This window comes from Candidatus Babeliales bacterium (assembly GCA_019749895.1).
Taxonomy (GTDB): Bacteria; Babelota; Babeliae; order Babelales; family RVW-14; genus AaIE-18.
Window position 1 is genome coordinate 216,845 of sequence record JAIEPG010000001.1, and the last position, 21,109, is coordinate 237,953.

Sequence of the window (21,109 nt, forward strand, 5' to 3'; positions counted from 1 at the left end):
AGCGAGGTTATTTATTTATGAAGAAGTTTATTACAATCGTTCTTTTATGTTGTGTTTTGAGCGTTAGTTTGCGGGCAAATACTCAAGCAGACCTTGAAGCGGCTTACACACAGCTTGAAAGTCTTAAACAAGCACAAGCACCAGCGCAAGAGATTGAGCGTGCACAAAAAGCCTTTGATGCTTTGACCAACCAGGCGGGTAGTGAAGCGTTACAAGCCTGCCCGTTTAGTAAAGAAATGAGCATTGATGAACTAAAAGATCGCTTTCTTAAGCTTACTCAGTTTGTAAGTTATGATTCTTTGTCGTACGATGATCAACGTGTGATGGATGCTCTGCTAAGCCGCACGCGTCAGATTTTTGAGTCGTTTGGCCGCGCTGAATATCAAAAATTTGCGGTTACCTGGTATGTTGAAGCCATGCTTAACGCTCAAGAGCAAGCATTATTTATGCTTGAGTTTTTGCGTGTTGGCAGATCTGTTTGTCCAGCTGCGGTGGTAGAAGTACCACTTGATGCACACGAGCATGCTCATGTTGCGCTTGCTATTTTTAGTCAGTTGGTTGAATGGGCGTTTGATAATATTAAACGTTGTAATGACGATTTTGAAACAAAAATAATGCGACATCCTAATGTTTTAGCGTTAGTTTGTGCCAACGTGCCTCAGCGCTTTCAGCCAGTGTGGTGGTTGTTTGATAGATCGGTAGGTGATTTATTTAAAAGGGTAAGCTCTTTCTGGCTTGTCAGGATTGAGTGCATTCCTGCTTTGCAGTTTCATGAATGTTGCCGAGACTTTTTGTTACAGCCAAAAAAAACTGAAGAAATGGTTTATAAGCTAGAAACAGAAATTTATCGAGCTTATACAATGTATGACAAACAGCTGTTGACCAAACAGCTTTTTGAAATTTTTGTTTGCCGACTGAATATGGTAAAAAAAGAACAGTCTTTGACTGCCAATTTTGCAAGCTCTGACCAAAAAATAGATGTGCTTATCAAACACAAAGCGCTTGTTGAAGATGATGTGTATGCAACGCTTTTCCACGATGCAAAGCTACGCAAGGTAGTGGGGCAGTACTATAAAGTGGTTGAAGGTGTTTTATACGACAATTTGGGCACTGTGCAGCTGACGTACGAAATCTATGCATTGACCAAAAAGCTTGTGCGTTTGCAGAGTAAGCAGGGTTTTGTTTCCAAATATTTCTTGGGCTGCTGTTCCAAAGCAAGTTTTGAAGCTGACTTGATTAACGATATGCTGGCAGTAGTGCAAGATGCGGCCTTACTCGTGCAAAAAAATGCCAAAAACACCGTCTTGTCTGGCCAGTTGTTTGAACAGGCCAATGGTTTGCTCGACCATCCCATGATCAAAAAAACATTGGACCGTTACGTTGGTATTCCGGTTGAGAACATTAAAAAGACCGCGCTCAATGTGGTGGGCGCAGTGAGCCCGCTGGTGGCACTTGGTATCTTAAAATTGGTCGCGCCACAGGCCGAGCAAGAAATCAAAAAAGAAGCAGCAACGGTTACCGTTGAAGGGCCGCACATCGCTTCGTATCTTGAAAAGCACCCAGAGGTTTTTGAAAAACTGATTGCGCAGCACCCTGAGTTGGTGGGGCGCCTGGCTGACCAGGTGGCGGCTAAGTTGCCCAGATCATAAAAACGGTGTAAGGTAAGCACCCTTCGAGACGTCCGTCTTCGCTAACGCTTTGCCGGACTCCTCAGGGCAATCGGGGTCTTTCTCCTCCGTTGCTTAATTAGTTTTAAACCACATTGATTCTCATCCTGCCCTCACTGAGAAGCTTGTCCTTCGACAGGCTCAGGATAGGTTTGACTAACTTCGTTCCGTTCTCCCTGAGGAACCCCGCTACGCGGGGTGTCTCGAAGGGTTTTTCCAAGGAAATAAAATTATGCTGCCATTTTACGTTTATATCTTGAAGTGTAGTGATGATTCTTACTATACCGGCCACACTGATGATATTGATAAACGTTTGCATGAACATAAAACAAGCACGTATGATGATTCTTATACTTCCAGTCGGCTGCCATTCAAACTTGTTTTTATGCAAGAATTTGCGACGAGATATGAGGCTTTGGCGGCAGAAAGAAAAATAAAGGGATGGGGAAGAAAGAAAAAAGAAGCTTTGATTGCTGGTGATTGGGAAAAAATTTCGCAGTTGGCTAGCAGGAAAAAGATCTAAAGATGGGCCCTTCGAGACGCCTGTCTTAGCTAAAAGCTTCGTCAGGCTCCTCAGGGAGGACGGAGGAAGTGAGTGCTCGTTATTTTGTTTGTAGGCTATGGTTCTGGCGAAGTGGTAAGTATGTTGAGCAGTCTGCATTTTTTTTATTTCATCCCGCTCGCCCTGAGGAGCTCGAAGAGCGTCTCGAAGGGCTCAGCACCCTGACTTGGTGGGGCGCCTGGCTGACCAGGTGGCGGCTAAGTTGCCCAGATCATAAAAACGGTGTAAGGTAAGCAACAATTAAAGGTCCGACCAGTTAAACCCTTTGTTGTTTACCAAAAATTATGATTTACCACCTAGCCCAAAAATTACAAACAACGTACACGTTTTTTAATCTCTTTCATTACGTCAGCGTTCGCGCTATTGGCGCTTTTCTTTCTGCCGCACTCTTTTCATTAGTTTTTGGCGATTGGTTTATAAAAGCCTGCCGCCAGCACTTTGGTGCCAAAGCGCGGGAGTTCACACCCGAAACGCATCAAAAGAAAAACAATACCCCAACCATGGGTGGGCTTTTTATTTTACTCGTTTTTGTTTTTAACACGTTGCTGTGGAACAAATTAACCAAGCCAAACTTATGGGTTTTTTTGTTGGGCATTATCGGGTTTGGGTGTATTGGCTTTCTTGATGATTGGCAAAAAATTAAAGCCCACAAAGGTTTGTCGGCAAAAGTTAAATTTTTACTTCAACTGAGCATGGCCGTGCTGGTCATGACGGTGTGGTACGTGTGGGCGCAGCCCAACACCGCCGTGTGCATTCCGTTTATAAAAAATATCGACGTTACGCTTGGTTGGTTAATTATTCCCTGGGGCGCTTTCATAATCATTGCCACCAGCAACGCGGTTAACCTGACCGATGGGCTGGATGGTTTGGCAACCGGCCCACTCATTTTTAACTTTGCTGCTTTTGCATTAATTGTGTACCTGGCCGGTCACATGGCTTTTTCAGATTATTTATATATTCCGTTTGCCGGCAGTGCAGAAGTAAGTATTATTGCTGCCAGCCTGGTGGGGGTGTTGCTGGGCTTTTTGTGGTACAATACCTATCCAGCACAAATATTTATGGGAGATGTGGGTTCCCTGGCATTAGGCGCGGGTTTGGCGCTTATGGCACTCATGGCCCGCCAAGAGCTCTTGCTGTTGATTAGCGGCGGAATTTTTGTTCTAGAGACTGTCTCGGTTATTATTCAAGTTTTGTCATTCAAGTTTTTGGGACGACGCATGTTTCGCATGGCGCCAATTCACCACCACTTTGAATTAAAGGGTTGGCAAGAAGCAAAAATTACCGTACGATTTTGGATTATATCAATAATCTTGTGTGTTCTTGCGCTGTTGACATTGAAAATTCGATGAGCCTGCAAAGTGCTGGCAAAACGCCTAAAACCTGCTAGGCTTATCCTGATTTAGTAGTTTTATGTTTTTTTGTAATCTTGAGGTAGTTAAAAAAATATGCCTGAATTAGCCAATAAACTGAGTTCGATAAAGCGTGAGTTTACTGATGCACTTGCACACGTTCAAACCGATAAGCAGGTGGAAGATATTCGACTCGATTTCTTGGGCAAAAAAGGCAAGATAACTGCTCTCATGCTTGAGCTCAAAGAATTGTCGGTTGACCAAAAGCGTGAGTTTGGGCCGTTGCTCAACGCGCTTAAGCAAGAAGTTGAAGCGGCAATAACTCATACCAAAGAAGCGCTGGCCAATCAGCAAGCTCAAGCAGCAATACAAAAACAACAACATTTTGATGTGACTGCTGTTAAGCCCAATCTGCCGCAGGGCTCGTTGCATGTGTATTCACAGATTGTTGCTGAAATTGAAGATATCTTTTTGTCGATGGGCTACCAAGTTCTTGATGGCCCAGAGCTTGAAACTGATGACAATAACTTTACCCATTTAAATATTCCCAAAGATCATCCTGCGCGTGATATGTACGATACCTTTTGGGTAGACGTACCAGGTCTTTTAATGCGCACTCACACTTCGCCCGTGCAGGTTCGTGCTATGCTTTCACACGAGTTGCCCTTGGCAGCATTTGTGCCAGGCCGTGTGTACCGTCACGAAGCGGTAGACGCTTCGCATGACTTTATGTTTATGCAGTGTGAAGGTATTTTGATTGATAAAAATGTTAATCTTTCAAATCTTTTTGCTACCGCACAGGCATTTTTAAAAGCGTTATTTAAAAAAGAAGAATTAGATATTCGCATTCGTCCGGGTTTCTTTCCCTTTGTTGAGCCAGGCATAGAAATTGATATGCGCTGCCCATTTTGTTCAAAAGGGTGCTCCGTTTGTAAAAAATCAACCTGGATGGAAGTCTTTCCCGGCGGTATGATACATCCCAATGTTTTGCGCTCATGTGGCATAGATCCTGAAATTTATTCAGGCTTTGCTTTTGGGTTTGGATTGTCGCGTTTAGCGATGTTGAAATATGGTATCGATGATATTCGCTTATTTCACAGTGGGAAGGTTAAATTTTTAGAGCAATTTTAGGGACGAGAAACTAAAAAAGGTGAGAGTGTAAAGGAGAAGACAATGGGAGTAACAAAAGCCATAATTCCAGCAGGAGGATTGGGCACTAGATTTTTGCCGGCAACAAAAACATCTCCCAAGGAAATGTTGCCAATTCTAGACAAGCCAGCCATTCAGTACATTGCCGAAGAGGGCATTCGCTCTGGCATTAAAAATTTCGTTGTTGTAACCGGCAAAAACAAAAATGTTATTGAAGATCATTTTGATACCAACCCAGAACTCGAAAGTTTCTTGTCTGCGCGCGACAAGGGCCACCTGCTTGATGAGATAAATAAAGTTGTTAACGCGGCGGATTTTATTTATGTTCGCCAAAAAGAACCGCTTGGTTTGGGACATGCCGTGTGGACTGCCCGCCACGTGATTGGCGACGAGCCTATGGCCATCTTTTTGCCTGACGACATTATTGCTGGCAACACGCCTGCCATGGGTCAGTTGATTCAGGTTGCCATGCAAGAAAAATGCAATGTGGTAGCCGTGCAAGAAGTGCCCATGGACCAAGTGAGCCGCTATGGCATTGTTGCAATTCGCAAGCAATTTTCTCCCAACCTTTTTCAAGTTAAAGAACTGGTCGAAAAACCTTCCATTGCCGAAGCTCCATCAAACTTGGCTATTGTTGGTCGCTATGTTCTTTCGCCAAACATCTTTAAAGCACTTGAAGAGCAGCGCATTGGCGCCGGCGGCGAGATTCAGCTGACCGATGCTATTCAAAGCCTGCTCTTTGCTGGCGAAAAGGTTTTTGCCTACAAAGTACAGGGCATGCGGTACGATATTGGTACGCCGTTGGGCTTGCTCAAAGCCAACTTAGATTTTGCGCTTAAGCATCCAAAATATTCTGAACAGATTCTTGAGTATTTAAGAAAGCTGGACAAAGATTTTGTGGTGATGCAGGGCAAGGCTCAGGCGTTGAGCAAAGGGGCGCAGGTAGCGTTGTAATTATTGTTTCTTGACCAAATTCTTGTTGAATTTCTACAATCCGTTAAAGAATAACTCTTTAACGGATTTTTAGTTTCAGGGAGGTTGTCTTGAAAAAGTTGATGTTGGTGCTCAATGTGTTTGTGCTGTTGAACTTTGGTATGCTGTTTTGTGCCGCAAGCGACTCGTTTGACCAACCCGCTACTGAAATTACTTTTGAAGACAAGCCGGGATTTGTCCCGCCCGACAGTATTGATCGCGTGCGGCTGTCCGCCAGCACAGATCGATTGGCCGACGAGTTTGAGCTGGTAAAAAATTCGCCGCTTCAAGCGGTTAAAAATAACGATATCAATGAACTGAGAAGAATTTTGCAAGAACCCAACATGGTTGATCTTGAGGACCGTGAAGAAGTACTGGGCAGGACGGCGTTGCACATTGCTAGCCAGTTTTGCTTGATAGAAATAGTTGAGCTTTTGCTCAATGCTGGGGCTTTAGTAAATATTCAAGACAAGAGTGGCAATACGCCGCTTCACTACGCAGCGGGCTGGGGCTTTGTTGAGATTGTGGCGCTTTTAGTTGAAAAAGGAAAAGCGTGCCAAGACATTATAAATCTCAAAAGAGAAACGCCCGTTATGATTGCATTTCGCAACGGGCGTTATCCACAATTGAGTAAGTATCTAAAAATTTATGAGCATTGTTTTTAACGTGGTTGTCCAGGTGTTTGTTGTGCTTCTTGAGCAGCTCTTGTTAGGCGGCTGAGTGCATCTTGGGCCCGTTGTTGTGCTGCGCCCAGTTCTGCGGCAGATTCTAGTCTTTCAGTTGCTTGGCGCACGCGAGCAGTTGCTGCATCAATGCCTGGTGTAACTCGTTCTGCAGGAACTAGGACATTACTTACTTCTGGATTTACCGTACTTGCCCCAGCTCTAACGGGTGTTTGTGTTGGGCTACTTGATGCTGATATGTCAAGACGAGCTTGTCCTGGGAGTTGACCTGGTGTTGGTTGTTTGACCAAAATCGCCTGTTGTGGTTGTTGTAGTGTTTGTATGGTAGCCGTTTGTGGTTGGGGGCCAGGCGTGATGGTAAATTTTTGTGGTTGTATGCTTTGGCTTTCTGCGGTGATTGGTGGTGCTTGTGGTGTAGTAACTGGTGGCTTTGCCGGTTTTTCTGGCGCTGTTTGAGTAACTCCTGGACCTTGAGCTGGGCGTGGAGGTTTTTGAGGTGCTACGAGTGCTGCTTGTCCTGTTTCTGGGTCTGCTAAGTGGTAGCCAACAAGGCGTGTGCGAACCATCTGAGAGGCTTCTATATCTTTGTTATTGGCTTGTTGTTGTTTTTGTAGTGCTTCTAGTTTTTGCCTATTTTTTTCGGTTGGAGATTTTTTATAAAGTTGTTCTGCTTCTGTTAACTTTTTACCAATCTGTTCGCCTTTGCCAAGGTCTGCATAAAGCTTTGTTTGAAGACGGTTAATTTCTTTTCGCACATTTGGGTCTTTGAGCGTCTCGGAGCTTAGTTTTATGCGTAAATCAGTAAGCTTTTTTTGTGCTGCTTGTTGTTCTTGGATTGTTTTTGCGCTTTCAACTTCTTCTTTTGCTTGTGCTATTTTTTTGATATATGCCATCTGAACATGTTCCATTTGAGTTTTTGGGAGCACTGGTTCTTTAGGCAGCGTACTCATTTCTGGTCGAAAAAATAAATTGGTAGCTTGAGCGCGCAACTTTACCGCTTTTTCAGGGTCAGTTTTTGCTACTGCTTTTGCTTCTTTTTCTAATGCAGCTTTTTGGTAAAGCATTCGTACCATGCTTGGTGCTTTTTGGTCTTCTGCTTTTGCAGCTTTTGCCCATGCTTGTTGTGCTTCATATTTGGCGCCAAAAGGTGGCCTAAAGAACGAGGTTATTTGTGCAACGACCCCTTCTTGTTTGGGCTTAATGTTAAAACCTCTCATTAAATCGTAAGTAGATGGCATTTTGTCTGCGTCTTGGCGTAATGATCTTCTGGGGTCGGTGCTTGGTGTTGGTACTGTCGGCGTGCTTAAATGTGGCGAGCGTGGTGGGGGTTGCGATGTTGGTGGTGTTGGGGTTGGTGGCATGCTTGTGGGTCTATACAGTGGGTTTGGGACTCTTGTCATTGGTTCTGGGCCTCTGCGCACCATGCCGTTAACAGGTAACAATATGCCAAAAAGCATTATGGTTACACTGACCAAAAAATGAGCTTCTTTTTTTAATAGTTTCATGTTGTTTCCATGGTATTGTTTTTGGCAATGTTATTACGTGAGATAAAGATTTATTTTGTTGGTGCTGACGACCAGTTAAGCATACGGCCAACAAAGTTAGTGCGTCCTGAGCCGTTGACATACAGCGATATGCCAAACAGAATGACCGTCAAGCTGACCCAAAAACGGACTTCTTTTTTTAGTGGATTCATACTATTCCCCAACCCTTTAAAACTTTTAGAATGCTTTATATCTTGTCTTTATGATAATAATTTTTGCCTATCCAAAGCAATAGTTTGGCAAAGGGGTTTGGTGGATAGATGGCAACATAAGAAAACGGCGATACATAATAATTATGCATCGCCGTTACTTTTAGGGGAAAAGTTAAAGTACTAGGTTAGAATTTCTTGATACCGCGATAATTCCAATATTCGCTAATTAATTCTGGCGAACCGGAAATACAGATCATGCCATCGCGTTCATCAACCGCAGACTTTGTTTGCTCAAAAGCTTCTTTAAAGTTTGCGCATGCTTTTGCTTTAACGTTCAACTCTTTTGCCATGAGGGCAAGGTCTTGAGCGTCGTGGCAGGCAACTGAGCCAGGGATTGGTACAAAGAAAATTTGGCCGCTGACTTTTTTAAGCAAATAACGAATAAGCTTGATAGCTTCCATGGCATTAATGGCTTTATGCAAACCAATAACAATGCCAAGGCCTTTGAGCGGCTTTTGGTAATGAACCAAACGAATACCCAAGAACAAGTTAGTTAATGCATCCAAGTTGCTAGCATTGTCTAACAAAATGGTTGGTTTTTCTTTATCTAATAATTCAAAGCGACCACGAAGCAGATCGAACTGTTCTGTCCAAAAACCTTTGAGGGTTTTAATTGGGTGCAGTTCTGCGTGACGTTTAGCTTCAAGGGTTGGGCGACCGCGTTGGCCTTTTTGGGTTGCCAAGAGGTTGCCGCGTAAAAATGGTGAAAATTTACCTTTAACATCTTCAACATAAATTTGAGCAATACGTTCCCCAAGGGAAGCTATACGGCCATAAAGTTGTTCAAAAATGTAAGGGAGATTGGCAAGTTTTCTGATTGGCATAGCCCAGAGTGCGCCGTGGGTGTCTATCCAGTTTTTCATTTTTTGAAGGCGAATTTTGCTTTGTTCTGCTGAAATGAACCAGGTGCCTTCTTTTGCTATTTCCAACATTTCAAATGCTGCTTGGTCAAGGTCTGGGCTTAAAAGGCCAACTTGATCTTCAGCGATGCGGGTAATAGCGGCAATTTTTGGTTTAAGAATGTTAGCTGCATCTAATTTTCCGCCGTAACCAACTTCAAAGAGTGCTACATCAACTTTTTCTTCTGCCAAGTTGAGCAATGAAGCCATGAGAATAACTTCATAAGCCGTTGCTTTAATATTGTGCAATTCGGTAGCATTAATAACTTCATTAACGGTATCGGTAAAGGGTTTGTTGCCGATAGGTTGAAAGTCTACAATCATGCGTTCGTTGTAGTTCAAGAAATGGGATGAGTAGGTTGCAGCAACTTTAAAGCCTTCTTCTTTTAAAAGCTTGGCGGCAAAGTGTATGGTCGAACTCTTACCATTTGTTCCACAAACTAAGATAGATTCGGTTTTTGTTGATGGATGGCCAAAGGCTTTATCCAGTTCTTTCATACGATCAAGAGCATCTTGACCATATTCATAGCGAACAAGGCTGTCCAAGTGTTCAACCACTTCGCTATAACTACGGATTTTTCCTAAGGTTGTTGTGCCTTTTTTCTTGGCTCTATCAACGCTTGTTATCATTGTCATGGCATTAGCCTTTCTTTTATTCTCGTAACTATTCTCTTTTTTAAGTTCATTACTATTACTTCTGTCTCTAGATTTCTTCAGACCCTTCCCCCGTCTTCCCTGAGGAGCAACTCGTTGAGTTGCGTCTCGAAGGACCAAAAGTGAGAGGGGATTGTTTTTTTCTGTACTAAAGTACATAATGCTGCAAAGCTAGATCAATTTTGATAATCCAGCTAGTATTTAATTTGAATTTCAAATCTATGGTATAAGTTCAATTTAAAATTTATAGCCATATTTCAAGGATAAGTTATAATTGGCGGATTGTCAAACGCATAATAACCACCTATTCGAACGATTGGTAATTGACAAATGGATACAAATAGTAACAATAAATACTCAAAAAAAATAATATCCTGGCAGGACGAAGCAACAATTTCCCGATTGAAAGAATCTCTTGATCGTGACAGTTTGTCAATTGTGGATTCTGATACGGTTTTGGGTCTTCTTGCCAATCTGAAACAATCAAGTTTTCAGGCATTAAATACCACAAAAGGAGATCGCGGCGATAAGCCGTACTTGGTTTTGATTGGCGGTCTTGACAAGTTGTCACATTTTGTTGATCCATCAACAATAAATCTGCCATTACAGCGGATGCTTTTACAGTGCTGGCCGGGGCCTGTTACGGTCATTTTTAAGGCCAAAAAGGGTCTACCTGCCCACGTGGTGGCTCAAGACGGCACTATTGCCCTGCGTTGCCCACTTTTTGACCCACTTTTGCGCCTTTTGGGCCATTTTGATGGTTTATTTTCAACCAGTGCTAACAAAAGCGGTTGTCCTGTGCCAAGTAGCCTGAGCGCGATTGACAGTGCACTAATGGAGGCTGTTGAGTGGGTAGTTATTGACAAGCAAAGGGCCTCGGGGCAAACTGGGCAGCCATCAACAATTATTGATTGTTCTGGCAATAAAATTCGTGTGGTCAGAGAGGGCGCATATCCTGTTAAGGAGCTTGAGCGATACTATGAATCAGTATTTGAAAAATGATCTATTTTCTCCGCACTTAGTGACCGATGCCTGGCATTTAATTGAAAGTGTCAACGCTATTACCTTACTCACTCACCAAAAGCCAGATGCCGATGGCATGTCAGCGTGCGCTGCAATGTCTGCGTTGCTTGAAAAAATGGGTAAGTCGGTTGAGGTGGTGTATCCATCTGAGCCTGAAGTACCACTCAAGCGCCAGGGTGCAAACGTTTTGGTAAACAAACATAAACAAGAACCCGATTTGTTAATTATGTTTGATACGGCAAACTATGAACGGTTATATTATCCTGCCGCCTTTCACGAAATACCCAGCATTAACATTGACCATCACATCAGCAACAGTATTAAAGCAAGCATTAACTTGATTACCGATCAGGTTTCAAGCACCTGTGAACAGCTTTATTTGTTGTTGCACTGGTGGGGCCAAGAAGTTGATAAATACATGGCTGAATGTTTATTGTTTGGCATGTTGTATGATTGCCAAGTTTTTCATACACAATCTACACGCCCTCGCACGTTGCGTGTTGCTGCCGACCTGATTGATGCCGGTGCCAACTTGTTTGAGCTGATGGGTGAGTTGTTGTTTAACAAAAAGCCAGAAATTATTACCTTGTGGGGCCGGCTGTTAAGTTCGGTTACGTTTGCTCCCAACCGCAAAGCTGCGTGGTCCGTGATTCGACAAAAAGATTTGCAAAGCCTTGGCTTAACGCTGAGTTCTACCGTTGGCTTTAGCAATTTTTTGGCTCAACTTTCTGATATTGATATCACGATTCTGTTTTATGAAGAACAAGATGGTAAAACAAAAGTTTCGCTGCGCTCCAAACAGGCTGACGTTAACAAGTTGGCGGGGCATTTTGGTGGTGGTGGGCACAAAAATGCATCTGGCATTTCACTAAACAGGCCAATTGATGAAGTGGTTAAAGAGGTAACGAGCTACTTGCAATAAAAAAGTTTACAACATCGGGAATAAGCATGATAAAAAAAATTTCAACAGCTCTTTCTATTTCTCTGCTACTGGCAAGTTCTGTGTGGGCAGCAACATTTTCTTTGTCTCCTGAAGAACGTGAAAATATCATAGAACGCGAACTTGACCGGTGCCAAGGACCGCGCCCTTGGCGCTTGTTGTCCAACCAGGAGTATTGCAAGCACATAGCGAAACCAAGGATGGGCGTAACGCCGTTGCATGTTGCGGCAAAAGAAGGCTACACCGAAGTGATTTCTACTCTTGTTCAGCAGGAGTGCAATATCGATGCTGTTGATTGGGGTGGTGAGACTCCCTTGCATTATGCAGCTTTTTGGGGCAAGCCCGAAGCCTTTGATTTGTTGATTGAGCTTGGTGCTCATCGTTATGCCGGAGATAAAAAAGGTAGGCTTGCCTGGCCAGAGCGTCAAATGTTGAGGGCGGCACAAGTAGGCGATCTTGAGCAGGTGCAGCAGTTCTACAGGTGTGGTGTCAGCCTGGAGGCCTACATGTGGGATTATCACAATAAAGTTCGGTTAACCGTACTGCACCTGCTGGTACTGGGCCACCACTACGAAGCACTGCGTTGGGTGTGTGTTGAATTGAAAAAAAGGTTTAGATCGCTGAATCCCACCTGTGGGGATAATTATGCAAAGTGGACGCCGCTTCACTATGCCGAGTATCTTTGCGATGAGCAAGCGCAGCAGATTTTGCGTGAATTTAAGGCGGATGTTCGGTACGGGCAGCAGGAAGTGCGCGATGATGAGCTTGGTGATGATCACGATCAGCTGCTCCCGCACGAAAAGTTTGCTGGTGGCGGAAATGTCAGAGTTCTTGAGTCCGTTCCGGGTGGTATTTCTTATGGTAGTCCTAGTGAGGATGGTTGTTGTATTCAGTAAAAAAAAGAGCTCACGGTTAGTGGGCACGTAGGAGTAATTATGATTTCAAAAGTTTCAAAAGTTTTTTCTTTTGCATTGTTGCTGAGCAGCCCTGTGTGGGCAGCAGCCAGCAACAACAAGGCGCTCGTTGAAGCGTTTTTTCAAGCGTGTGCCAAATCAAGCAAACAGGCTTCAGAGGGTTTACTAACTCCTTACACCATAACACCTTCCGGTGATAGTTTATTTTTTGCAGCTGTAAAGGGAAATAACGCTGATGCTGTTAAGGTTTTGTTGGACCACGGAGCCAATCCAAATCAGCGCGATCCAAAAGACAAGAGTGGCGGCCGCACTCCCCTGCACTATGCTGTTGGGCATAAAAATTTAGAGATGGTTAAAGCGCTGCTTGCAAAAGGTGCGAACCCTCTTAAGTACCGCAGAGATCACCAATGGACGCCTCTTGGTTTAGCTGATTGGAGAACTCCTATAAAAATTGAAATGAAGAAAGCGGCTGCACAGATGTTGGCAGCCGCTACCTACAATCAGTTATTGCCAAAAATTAAGAAGTTGGTTGAGCGTGGCGCCAAACCAAATGGATATGGGCAAATAGTGCCTCTTTGTTCTGCGGTTGGGAATAATCGATTAGATGTTGTGAAGTATTTTATTGAAGAAAAAGATGCTTCGCTTGCACGAACTGATGAATGTTCTTATACCCCGCTTCATCTGGCTCTTGTTTGGAATAAAATTGAGATATTGGATTATTTACGTCAGCGCGTTTTTCTTTTGCTGCACAAAAATATTGTTGAACATGTAGATGTTCAGAACACTACCTGGTATTTCAACCTTTTTCTGAATGCGCCAAATTATATCCAAAAGCATCCTGGCTGGCGTACAAAGTTAACAGAAGAACAAGTTATTCAAAATCGCGAAGCAATTTTAAGTATTCGTGGTGAGCATGGTGCTACGTTGTTGCACACGGCAGCGGCAGAAGGAACTCTTGAGGTCGTAAACCTGTTGATTCAATTTGGTGCCGATGTGCGTGCGCGTGACAACGAAGATGCTACGCCGGCACACTATGCTGCGGCAATGGGTCACCAAAATATTGCCGACCGTTTGTTTTTGGCTGGTGCTTCGCCATATGCCCAAGATATTCATGGCAATACGCCGGGCGGCTTGATGCAAGATGTTGTTGAAGATGTTGAAGGAGATGGCGGGCTTGCATTCTTGAATGCGTTTGCGGGTTTTGGATTGGGCGACGACGAGTAATTCTAACAAAAATTTACATAAAATATTGGAGTAACTATGATTTCAAAAGTTTCAAAAGTAGTAGCATTTTCTTTGTTGTTGAGCAGCTCGGTGTGGGCGGCGGCATCTTCAAGTTCACGGGCAGTCGATCTTAACGAAATTTATGACGCGCAAGTAATTGACCAACGGGCGCGCGTAACTTATGAAAAGATATTTACTGCCGTTGAGCAGGGGAGTATCCAAAGGCTCCGTAATTTGTTTATTGACTTGCCGGTGGTGACCAGGGATGTGCGCAATCATGAAGGTGCGACGCTGCTTCATTGGGCGGTCCGGCATGGTAAAATTAATGTTATCGAGTGGTTGGACAAGATCGACAAGATCGGTACACGAGAGCTTGTAAACGAGCAAGATTACAAGGGTTGCACGCCTTTGCACTATGCGGCAAAAAAAGGTGATCTCGCTGTGGCCAAAACCTTGTGCGAGGGCTTTGCGTGTATGAATGCCAATGAACAAGATGAGACTGGTGCCACGGCGCTGCATTATGCCGTGAAAGCAGGACGCAAAGAAGTGGTCATTTTATTGTGTGAATGGGCCAAGGATCTCAGCCTTGATGTTGACGTGCGAGATGTTACCGGTTCCACGCCATTGCATTATGCTACCATCGATCGCTTTAAAGATATTGCTGACCAACGGGCAGTTGTTGATGCGCTGATCAAGTGTGGTGCTAACCAAAATGCGTTAAACACAAATGGTGATCGAGCACTTTCGTCCCATGCTCGTCTGTGTTTTGCTGCGTTTCAAGGTAATGTTCCAGCAATGGCGGTTCATTGCACGTTGGGAACCAGTCTTCATGCTCAAGATGCTCAAGGTTGTTCGCCGTTGCATTATGCGGTAATGAGCAAAAATCTTAACGCAATTTCATTTTTATTAGAACGTCGCGTTCCTATTGAGGTAAAAAATAATGCCGGTCAAACGCCGTTCAACATTGCAGAACAGTTGCACGATCAAGGCGCAAAAGAGCTTTTGTCGCTTTATTTTAGGGCTTCACGTTAAAAAACTAACTAACAAGGAAAAATATTATGATAAAAATTACAAAAGTTTTTGTGTGTGCATTGTTGTTGAATACTGGCCTTTGGGCAGCAAGTTCGTCAAGTTTCTCGAGTTTGTCAGAGAGTGAAACAGAAGAGCTTACGGGCGCGTTGGAAGAGCTAAAGCTCGATAAGCATTATGGATGTAGCGCTTTGAAGCGGACGCTGCTTCATATTGCTGCTGAGCAGGGCAATATTAAGGCTATCGTATACTTGATTGAGCGAGGAGATCCAATTAATGTGCGTGACTATGCGGGCAATACGCCATTGCATACGGCTGCCATTTTTCAGTATGCGCAGCCAGAGGTCTTTGATTTGTTGATTCAGCTGGGTGCTGACCGGTATGTGCGCAACAATAAAGGCGAGCTTGCCTGGCCAAAAAGGCAGATGCTTTGGGCGGCAAAAGCTGGCGACCTTGCGACGATGCAAGAGCTTTGTAGGTACGATGCAAGTCTTATTGAAGCATACGATTTGAATCTGGCAAATGATTGTTTGTATGTTCTGCACTATCTTGTGTTGAGTCGCAATTACGCTGCTCTGACCTGGGCATGTGCACAGCTTATGGCACGGGGTGAATCTGTTGATTCTACCGGATCTTACTGGACACCATTGCAACTGGCTGCTTTTTATCAAGATAAAAAAGCCTGGGATATTTTGATTGCGTGTGGTGCTAGTCAAGCAAAAACATCTTGGGATATGGCACATATGCAGCCGTGGTGCGATAAATTTATCTGTACATATTATGCTGATGGAAAGGTTGTAACCATGCCACGGCATGAGTCTAAGGGTGGCTGTTCGATTGTTTAGATAAAAAAGTTCATCAAGTTTAGGGGTAACTATGATTTCAAAAATTTCAAAAGTAGTAACATGTGCTTTGTTGTTGGGCGGTCCAGTATGGGCTGCCTCGAGTTCATGGACAAGCAACCTTGATGAGTTTGAGCGTGCACGGGCAACTGACGAGAAAATGTTTATTGCCGTTGAGTTGGGCAACACCACAAAGCTTGCAGAACTTTTGCTTTCATCACAAGCTTTGGCCGGTGACGTGTGCAATCACGATGGTGCAACGCTGCTGCACTGGGCGGTGCGCCATGACAAGATTAATGTTATCGAGTGGTTGCGAAACAATGTGGCGCCGGGTCTTGTCAACGCGCAAGATAACAAAGGCCGTACTCCCTTGCACTACGCGGCAGAAAAAGGGAATGTTGGTGTGGTTAAGGCTTTATGCGAAAGCTTTGAGCGCATTAACGTTAACGCACCGGATGAAACTGGCGCAACACCACTGCACGATGCGGCTTTTTTTCGTTCTCAGGCGGCTTTTTGTTGGCTGGTTCAAAACAGGAAAGATATCGATTTCCATGCGCATGACCAAACAGGTGCCACGCCGCTGCATTATGCGGTGCAAGCGGGGCTCAAAGAAGCAGTACTTTGTTTATGCAATCATGACGATAGTCTCAGGCTTGATGTCAATGCACGTGACCTTACAGGTTCCACGCCATTGCACTATGCTACCATAGATCGCTTTGCAGATATTGCAGATCAATGTGCTGTTGTTGCTGCACTGATCAAGCGAGGTGCTAACAAAAATGCGCTCAATCTGAAGCGAGAGATGGCACTTGCTCCCCATGCTCGTCTGTGCCTTGCGGCGTTTCTAGGCAATGTTGAAGCGATGAGAGGTGCGCATGCATTGGGGGCAAGCCCTCATGCACAAGATGCCAAGGGTTGCACGCCGTTGCACTATGCAGTAATGAGCAGAAATATCTATGCAATGGAATTTTTGTTAGGGCATCGCGTTCAGATTGTTGTAACAAATAATGCCGGTGCAACGCCAATGTGTATTGCACAACAGGTGCAGGATGAAGGTGCCGTGAAGATGCTGAATCTTTTTTTCAGGGCTAGCGCGCATTAAACAAAATTAGCTAACGAGGAAAAATGTTTATGGTAAAAATTACAAAAGTCTTGTTGTGTGCTTTGTTGTTGAATGCTGGTCTTTGGGCGGCTGCGCCGAGCAGTTCGTCTGGAGATGGAACAGAAGAGCTTACACGGGCGGTGGAAGGGTTGTCTCTTGATGGTTTGTCTTGTGGCTATTTGAAGAAAACACTGCTTCATCTCGCAGCCGAACAGGGCAACATAAAAGCTATTTATCAGTTGGTTGTTGAGCAAGGAGCTTCAATGAATGTGGGCGATTTTATGGGTCACACTCCTTTGCACTGTGCTGCTATACATCAGTATAAGTGGCCAGAAGTGTTTGACTTATTGATTGAGTTGGGTGCCGACCGGTATGCTTGCGACAACAAAGGTAAGCTTGCCTGGCCAGAAAGACAAATGCTTTCTGCTGCCGCGTCTGGCAATCTTGAAGTTATGCAAAGGCTGGTTGACGCAGGTGCTGATATCGATGTGAATGATGTACGTCAAAATAGGAATCATGTTTTGCACTTTCTTGCAGCGAGTCGCAATCATGAAGCGTTGCGCTGGGCGTGCCAAGTTATGCGCGATAGCAAGAAAAAATCGGTTGATGTCGAGAATTTTGATCGGGTTACGCCGTTGCACGTAGCTGCATATTATAAAGATAAAAAAGCAATGGAGATATTGATATCATTTGGTGCAGATAAGTCTAAGTGTGTTAATGGTGCCTCGTGGGAAAATTATTGGCACTATCTTGGCGATGAAGTTACGTTTGCTGATGGGACTAAAGTTAAGGGGCTGCTGCCGCCGCCAACGGTTATTCTCAAGGGTGGTAAAGTAAGTAATATGACGGTTGATTATCATAATGGCCAAGTTGCACATTATGGAAATAGTGGTGATTGTAATCTGCTGTAAAAAAATATGGAAATAACTATGATTTTAAGAATTTCAAAAGCGTTTGTGTTTATTTTTCTACTGAGTGCCAATGTGTTTGCTGCAACAGCAGCTTTAGAAAGTGGCTGGCGAGAGTGTGCTGCCAAGATGGCTCAATTGTCGATTTATGATAACGCTATTGCGGACAAAGTGTGGAAAGAAACACCGCTTCATCGGGCTGCCAGAAAAAATGACGCAGATGCTATTTACCTGATGGTTGTTATGCAAAAGGCTGCAATAAATGCACGCGATGCCTGGGGCCGGACACCGCTGCACCATGCCGCCAATTGGCCTGGGCATGAAGCAGCGTTTGACCAGTTGATTGCGTTGGGTGCTGACCGGTATGCTCGTGACAAAGATGGTAAGCTTGCTTGGCCAAATAAACAAATGCTTTGGGCTGCAAAAGCCGGCGATCTTGAAGAGATGAAAAAGTTGTATGCGCTGGGTGCTAATGTTGATGTGAAGATTTGTTATTCGGAGGGGACGGGTGGTTTTAGCGACCCAGAGAATCATGTACTGCATCTTCTTGTGGTGAGTCGCGCTTACGATGCTTTGCGTTGGGCTTGTTGCGTTATGCAACAGCAGGGTAAATCAGTTGATGTTGATAATGGGCGTTTTGGTGGTGGTTGCGCTACGCCGTTGCACTATGCGGCGTATCATGCTGGGTATGATAACAATCACACGGCATACAATATTTTGCTAGAATTTGGTGCTGATCAAAACAAGAGCAATTATTGGCATGCTTCATGTCGTGACTTTTACAAGTTAGGATTGAAGGAGGGTGGGCGTGTTGCTCACTCTGCAGGAGGCAGTGCAGAAGAAGGTTGCTTGATACTGTAACTAAAATTAAGCGTTAAAAGTTGAGCCCACTAAGATTTTTTCTTAGTGGGCTCAATTATTTATGGCTTTTTTACTTATGGTCTAACGAACCTAAATACGTTTGCGCATCAAGTGCAGCCATGCACCCCATCCCTGCAGCAGTTACTGCTTGGCGATAGCGATAATCAGCAACGTCGCCGGCAGCAAATACGCCCGGCACACTGGTCTTCGTCTGATTTTCAAGAACTAAATAACCGTACGCATCAGTTTTAAGTTGACCAGCAAAAATTTTGGTGCTCGGGTTAAAACCAATCGCCACAAACGCGCCGTCAGCGGGCAGCGTGCTACGCTCTTTTGTCTTTTGATTTTCAAGCACAACTTCAGTCAGTTTATTACCATCGCCCTTCATTTCAACAACGGTGGTGTTGTAAACAAAGTTTACTTTTGGATGGTTCAAAATTTTATTTTTAATTGGATCGTTGGCGGTGAGTTGGTCAAGAATGTGGATCACTGTCACTTTGCTTGCCAAGTGGCTCAAGTGCTCAGCCTCGGTTACCGCAGTGTTGCCGCCGCCAATAATAACCACTTCTTTATCTCTAAAAAATGGACCGTCGCACGTAGCGCAAGTAGAAACGCCTTTGTTGAAATACTCTTTTTCGCCAAGACAACCAAGTTTTTTGTGCTCAGCGCCGGTGGCAATAATTACGGTGTGGGCTTGAATTGTTTTGCCACTTTCAGTAGTCAGTGTAAATGGTTGTTGTGCAAAGTTAGTAGCTACAACGGGGTCTTGTACCAGCTCGGCACCATATTTTTTTGCGTGGCTGCGCATGCGATCCATCAAGTCTGGCCCTTGAACCGAGAGGTCGCCTGGCCAGTTTTCAACGAGTGTTGTTGTCATGAGTTGGCCACCCGGCAGGTTGCCTTCTAAAATTAATGTTTTAAATCCTGCGCGAGAACCATAAATGCCGGCGGTAAGGCCAGCAGGGCCCGATCCAATAACAACAATATCGTAGGTCATGAGCGTATCCTTTGAGCTTTTTTTTGTTAGGCAACCATAATAAATGAAGGTATAGTGTATACCACAATTTTTGTCAGCGAAAGGTTAAGTCTAACAAATTTTTTTCAGGAGAAAAGGATGATTGTTGTAGGAAAAAGTGCGCCCGACTTTTCATGCGATGCGGTTGAAAACGGCAATATTAAGCGCGTGAGTTTAAAAGATTTTGATGGTAGTTATAAACTGCTGTTCTTTTATCCACTCGATTTTACGTTTGTTTGTCCAACAGAGCTGCATGCGCTGCAAGAATATCATGAAGAGTTTAAAAAGCGTGATGTGCGGGTGTTGGGTATTTCTGTTGATTCTGCTTACAGCCATTTGGCTTGGCTTGAACAGCCAAAAAATAAAGGTGGCATTTGCGGTATTAGCTACCCGTTGCTGGCAGATATTACCAAAAAAATAGCAGATGATTATGGCGTTTTAGACCAGCAGGCCGGCGTTGCGTTGCGAGGGACTTTTTTGCTCGATAAAAATAATGTGGTGCAGTATGCCGCTATTAACAACTTGCCGCTTGGCCGCAATATTGCTGAGTTGGTGCGTTTGGTTGATGCATTGCAGCATGTTGAAAAAAACGGAGAAGTGTGCCCAGCAAATTGGAATCAGGGGCAGAAGGCTATGAAGACGACGCAAGCGGGTTTGCAAGCTTATTTTGGGTAGGGAAAAAATAGTGGGGGGCATAGCTTTTAAGCGCCGTCTTGATTAAAAGTTTCAGATAAAAAAGAAGGGGGAAGGTTTTATACCGCTCCCCCAGAACTAAAAAATTTTTGACATTAAATGTTACTCATAGTCTTGCAATGTTTCAGCTTCTACCGGCTGGCTGCTTGCTGCTGAACTGCTTGCAGCTATCGAATCACTTGATGCCGCCTGCTGTTTGTGTTTTTCTAAAGCTTCCAAGAGAGTCTCGGCAGCTTTTTTGACAAAAGAACAAGAATCATTTTTATAAAGCTCTGCTGCTTGAGTAGCTGCCGCAAATGCCGGTTCATAACCTTTGGTGATAAGTGCTGTGAACAGATTCCATGCATTATAGCGAACGCTAAAACGAGCATGCGATATATTGGCAGTTGCAACTTGAGTAGCTGCCACAAATGCCGATTCATAACCTTTTTCAACAAGTGCTGTGAACAGATTCGATGCATTATATCCAACGTCATAATCATCATGCAATATATTGGTAGCTGCAACTTGAGTAGCTGCCTCCAATGCCGGCTTATGGTCTTTTTCAACAAGTGCTTTGAACAGATTCCATGCATCAGATCTAACATATAGATCAGCATGCGATATATTGTCAGCTGCTGCTTGAGTAGCTCTCGCAAATGCTGGTTTATAACCTTTTTCAAAAAGTGCTGTGAATAGATTCAATGCAGACTGTCTAACGTCATAATCATCATGCAATATATTGGTAGCTGCAACTTGAATAGCTGCCTCAAATGCCGGTTCATAGCCTTTTTTAAAAAGTGCTGTGAACAGATTCAATGCAGACTGTCTAACGTCATAATCATCATGCAATATATTGGTAGCTGCAACTTGAATAGCTGCCTCAAA

At 44.1% G+C, this 21,109-nt stretch carries 21 protein-coding genes; 16 read left to right on the plus strand and 5 right to left on the minus strand.

Annotated features, from left to right (window positions below):
* Positions 1–17 precede the first annotated feature (17 nt).
* The 6 genes from K2W90_00940 to K2W90_00965 all read left to right on the plus strand — a co-directional run bounded on the left by K2W90_00940 (position 18) and on the right by K2W90_00965 (position 6,364).
* A complete protein-coding gene (locus K2W90_00940; protein ID MBY0352913.1) occupies positions 18–1,649 on the plus strand; it encodes a hypothetical protein in 1,632 nt (543 codons plus the stop codon).
* A 250-nt stretch (positions 1,650–1,899) separates the two neighbouring features.
* The gene (locus K2W90_00945; GenBank protein MBY0352914.1) at positions 1,900–2,190 is read left to right on the plus strand and encodes a GIY-YIG nuclease family protein; all 291 of its coding nucleotides are present in this window, start codon (positions 1,900–1,902) and stop codon (positions 2,188–2,190) included.
* Between the two features lie 323 nt (positions 2,191–2,513).
* Positions 2,514–3,578, plus strand: a complete 1,065-nt coding sequence (gene mraY / locus K2W90_00950) for a phospho-N-acetylmuramoyl-pentapeptide-transferase (protein MBY0352915.1) — start codon at positions 2,514–2,516, stop codon at positions 3,576–3,578.
* Positions 3,579–3,674: 96 nt separating this feature from the next.
* Complete coding sequence (locus tag K2W90_00955; GenBank protein ID MBY0352916.1) at positions 3,675–4,709, plus strand: phenylalanine--tRNA ligase subunit alpha; 1,035 nt, start codon at positions 3,675–3,677, stop codon at positions 4,707–4,709.
* A 42-nt stretch (positions 4,710–4,751) separates the two neighbouring features.
* Positions 4,752–5,681 carry a UTP--glucose-1-phosphate uridylyltransferase GalU gene (gene galU / locus K2W90_00960; GenBank protein MBY0352917.1) on the plus strand — a complete coding sequence of 310 codons (930 nt, stop codon included), beginning with the start codon at positions 4,752–4,754 and terminating at the stop codon, positions 5,679–5,681.
* An 89-nt stretch (positions 5,682–5,770) separates the two neighbouring features.
* Positions 5,771–6,364, plus strand: a complete 594-nt coding sequence (locus K2W90_00965) for an ankyrin repeat domain-containing protein (protein ID MBY0352918.1) — start codon at positions 5,771–5,773, stop codon at positions 6,362–6,364.
* Here the strand turns inward: K2W90_00965 and K2W90_00970 are convergent.
* The 3 genes from K2W90_00970 to K2W90_00980 form a co-directional block, all read right to left on the minus strand.
* Positions 6,361–7,887, minus strand: a complete 1,527-nt coding sequence (locus tag K2W90_00970; protein MBY0352919.1) for a hypothetical protein — start codon at positions 7,885–7,887, stop codon at positions 6,361–6,363. The two genes, K2W90_00965 and K2W90_00970, sit on opposite strands and share 4 nt — an antisense overlap.
* A 50-nt stretch (positions 7,888–7,937) precedes the next feature.
* Positions 7,938–8,078: a hypothetical protein gene (locus K2W90_00975; GenBank protein ID MBY0352920.1), complete on the minus strand. Its 141-nt coding sequence runs from the start codon at positions 8,076–8,078 to the stop codon at positions 7,938–7,940.
* A 185-nt stretch (positions 8,079–8,263) separates the two neighbouring features.
* On the minus strand, positions 8,264–9,673 hold the full coding sequence (locus K2W90_00980) for a hypothetical protein (GenBank protein ID MBY0352921.1): 1,410 nt from the start codon (positions 9,671–9,673) through the stop codon (positions 8,264–8,266).
* A gap of 348 nt (positions 9,674–10,021) precedes the next feature.
* Here K2W90_00980 and K2W90_00985 point away from each other — a divergent pair, with 348 nt between their 5' ends.
* From K2W90_00985 to K2W90_01025, 9 genes are read left to right on the plus strand one after another with little or no spacing between them, the layout of a single operon-like run.
* Positions 10,022–10,693, plus strand: coding sequence for an L-threonylcarbamoyladenylate synthase (locus K2W90_00985; protein MBY0352922.1), 672 nt, complete (start codon positions 10,022–10,024; stop codon positions 10,691–10,693).
* On the plus strand, positions 10,671–11,636 hold the full coding sequence (locus K2W90_00990; GenBank protein ID MBY0352923.1) for a bifunctional oligoribonuclease/PAP phosphatase NrnA: 966 nt from the start codon (positions 10,671–10,673) through the stop codon (positions 11,634–11,636). Before K2W90_00985 ends, K2W90_00990 begins: the two co-directional genes overlap by 23 nt.
* 26 nt (positions 11,637–11,662) lie before the next feature.
* Entirely contained in the window at positions 11,663–12,550 is an 888-nt protein-coding gene (locus tag K2W90_00995; protein MBY0352924.1) for an ankyrin repeat domain-containing protein, read from the plus strand.
* Between the two features lie 39 nt (positions 12,551–12,589).
* Positions 12,590–13,792: an ankyrin repeat domain-containing protein gene (locus K2W90_01000; protein ID MBY0352925.1), complete on the plus strand. Its 1,203-nt coding sequence runs from the start codon at positions 12,590–12,592 to the stop codon at positions 13,790–13,792.
* A 36-nt stretch (positions 13,793–13,828) separates the two neighbouring features.
* A complete protein-coding gene (locus K2W90_01005) occupies positions 13,829–14,824 on the plus strand; it encodes an ankyrin repeat domain-containing protein (protein ID MBY0352926.1) in 996 nt (331 codons plus the stop codon).
* A gap of 26 nt (positions 14,825–14,850) precedes the next feature.
* Positions 14,851–15,666: an ankyrin repeat domain-containing protein gene (locus tag K2W90_01010; GenBank protein MBY0352927.1), complete on the plus strand. Its 816-nt coding sequence runs from the start codon at positions 14,851–14,853 to the stop codon at positions 15,664–15,666.
* Positions 15,667–15,697: 31 nt separating this feature from the next.
* Entirely contained in the window at positions 15,698–16,765 is a 1,068-nt protein-coding gene (locus K2W90_01015; protein ID MBY0352928.1) for an ankyrin repeat domain-containing protein, read from the plus strand.
* Between the two features lie 29 nt (positions 16,766–16,794).
* On the plus strand, positions 16,795–17,676 hold the full coding sequence (locus K2W90_01020) for an ankyrin repeat domain-containing protein (GenBank protein ID MBY0352929.1): 882 nt from the start codon (positions 16,795–16,797) through the stop codon (positions 17,674–17,676).
* 18 nt (positions 17,677–17,694) lie between these two features.
* Positions 17,695–18,534: an ankyrin repeat domain-containing protein gene (locus tag K2W90_01025; protein ID MBY0352930.1), complete on the plus strand. Its 840-nt coding sequence runs from the start codon at positions 17,695–17,697 to the stop codon at positions 18,532–18,534.
* 70 nt (positions 18,535–18,604) lie between these two features.
* On the opposite strand, the gene trxB is transcribed toward K2W90_01025, so the two are convergent.
* Complete coding sequence (trxB, locus tag K2W90_01030) at positions 18,605–19,531, minus strand: thioredoxin-disulfide reductase (protein ID MBY0352931.1); 927 nt, start codon at positions 19,529–19,531, stop codon at positions 18,605–18,607.
* A gap of 117 nt (positions 19,532–19,648) precedes the next feature.
* Here trxB and K2W90_01035 point away from each other — a divergent pair, with 117 nt between their 5' ends.
* Entirely contained in the window at positions 19,649–20,224 is a 576-nt protein-coding gene (locus tag K2W90_01035; GenBank protein ID MBY0352932.1) for a peroxiredoxin, read from the plus strand.
* Positions 20,225–20,344: 120 nt separating this feature from the next.
* Here the strand turns inward: K2W90_01035 and K2W90_01040 are convergent.
* Positions 20,345–21,109: hypothetical protein (locus K2W90_01040; protein ID MBY0352933.1), on the minus strand; the 765-nt coding region annotated here is incomplete at its 5' end.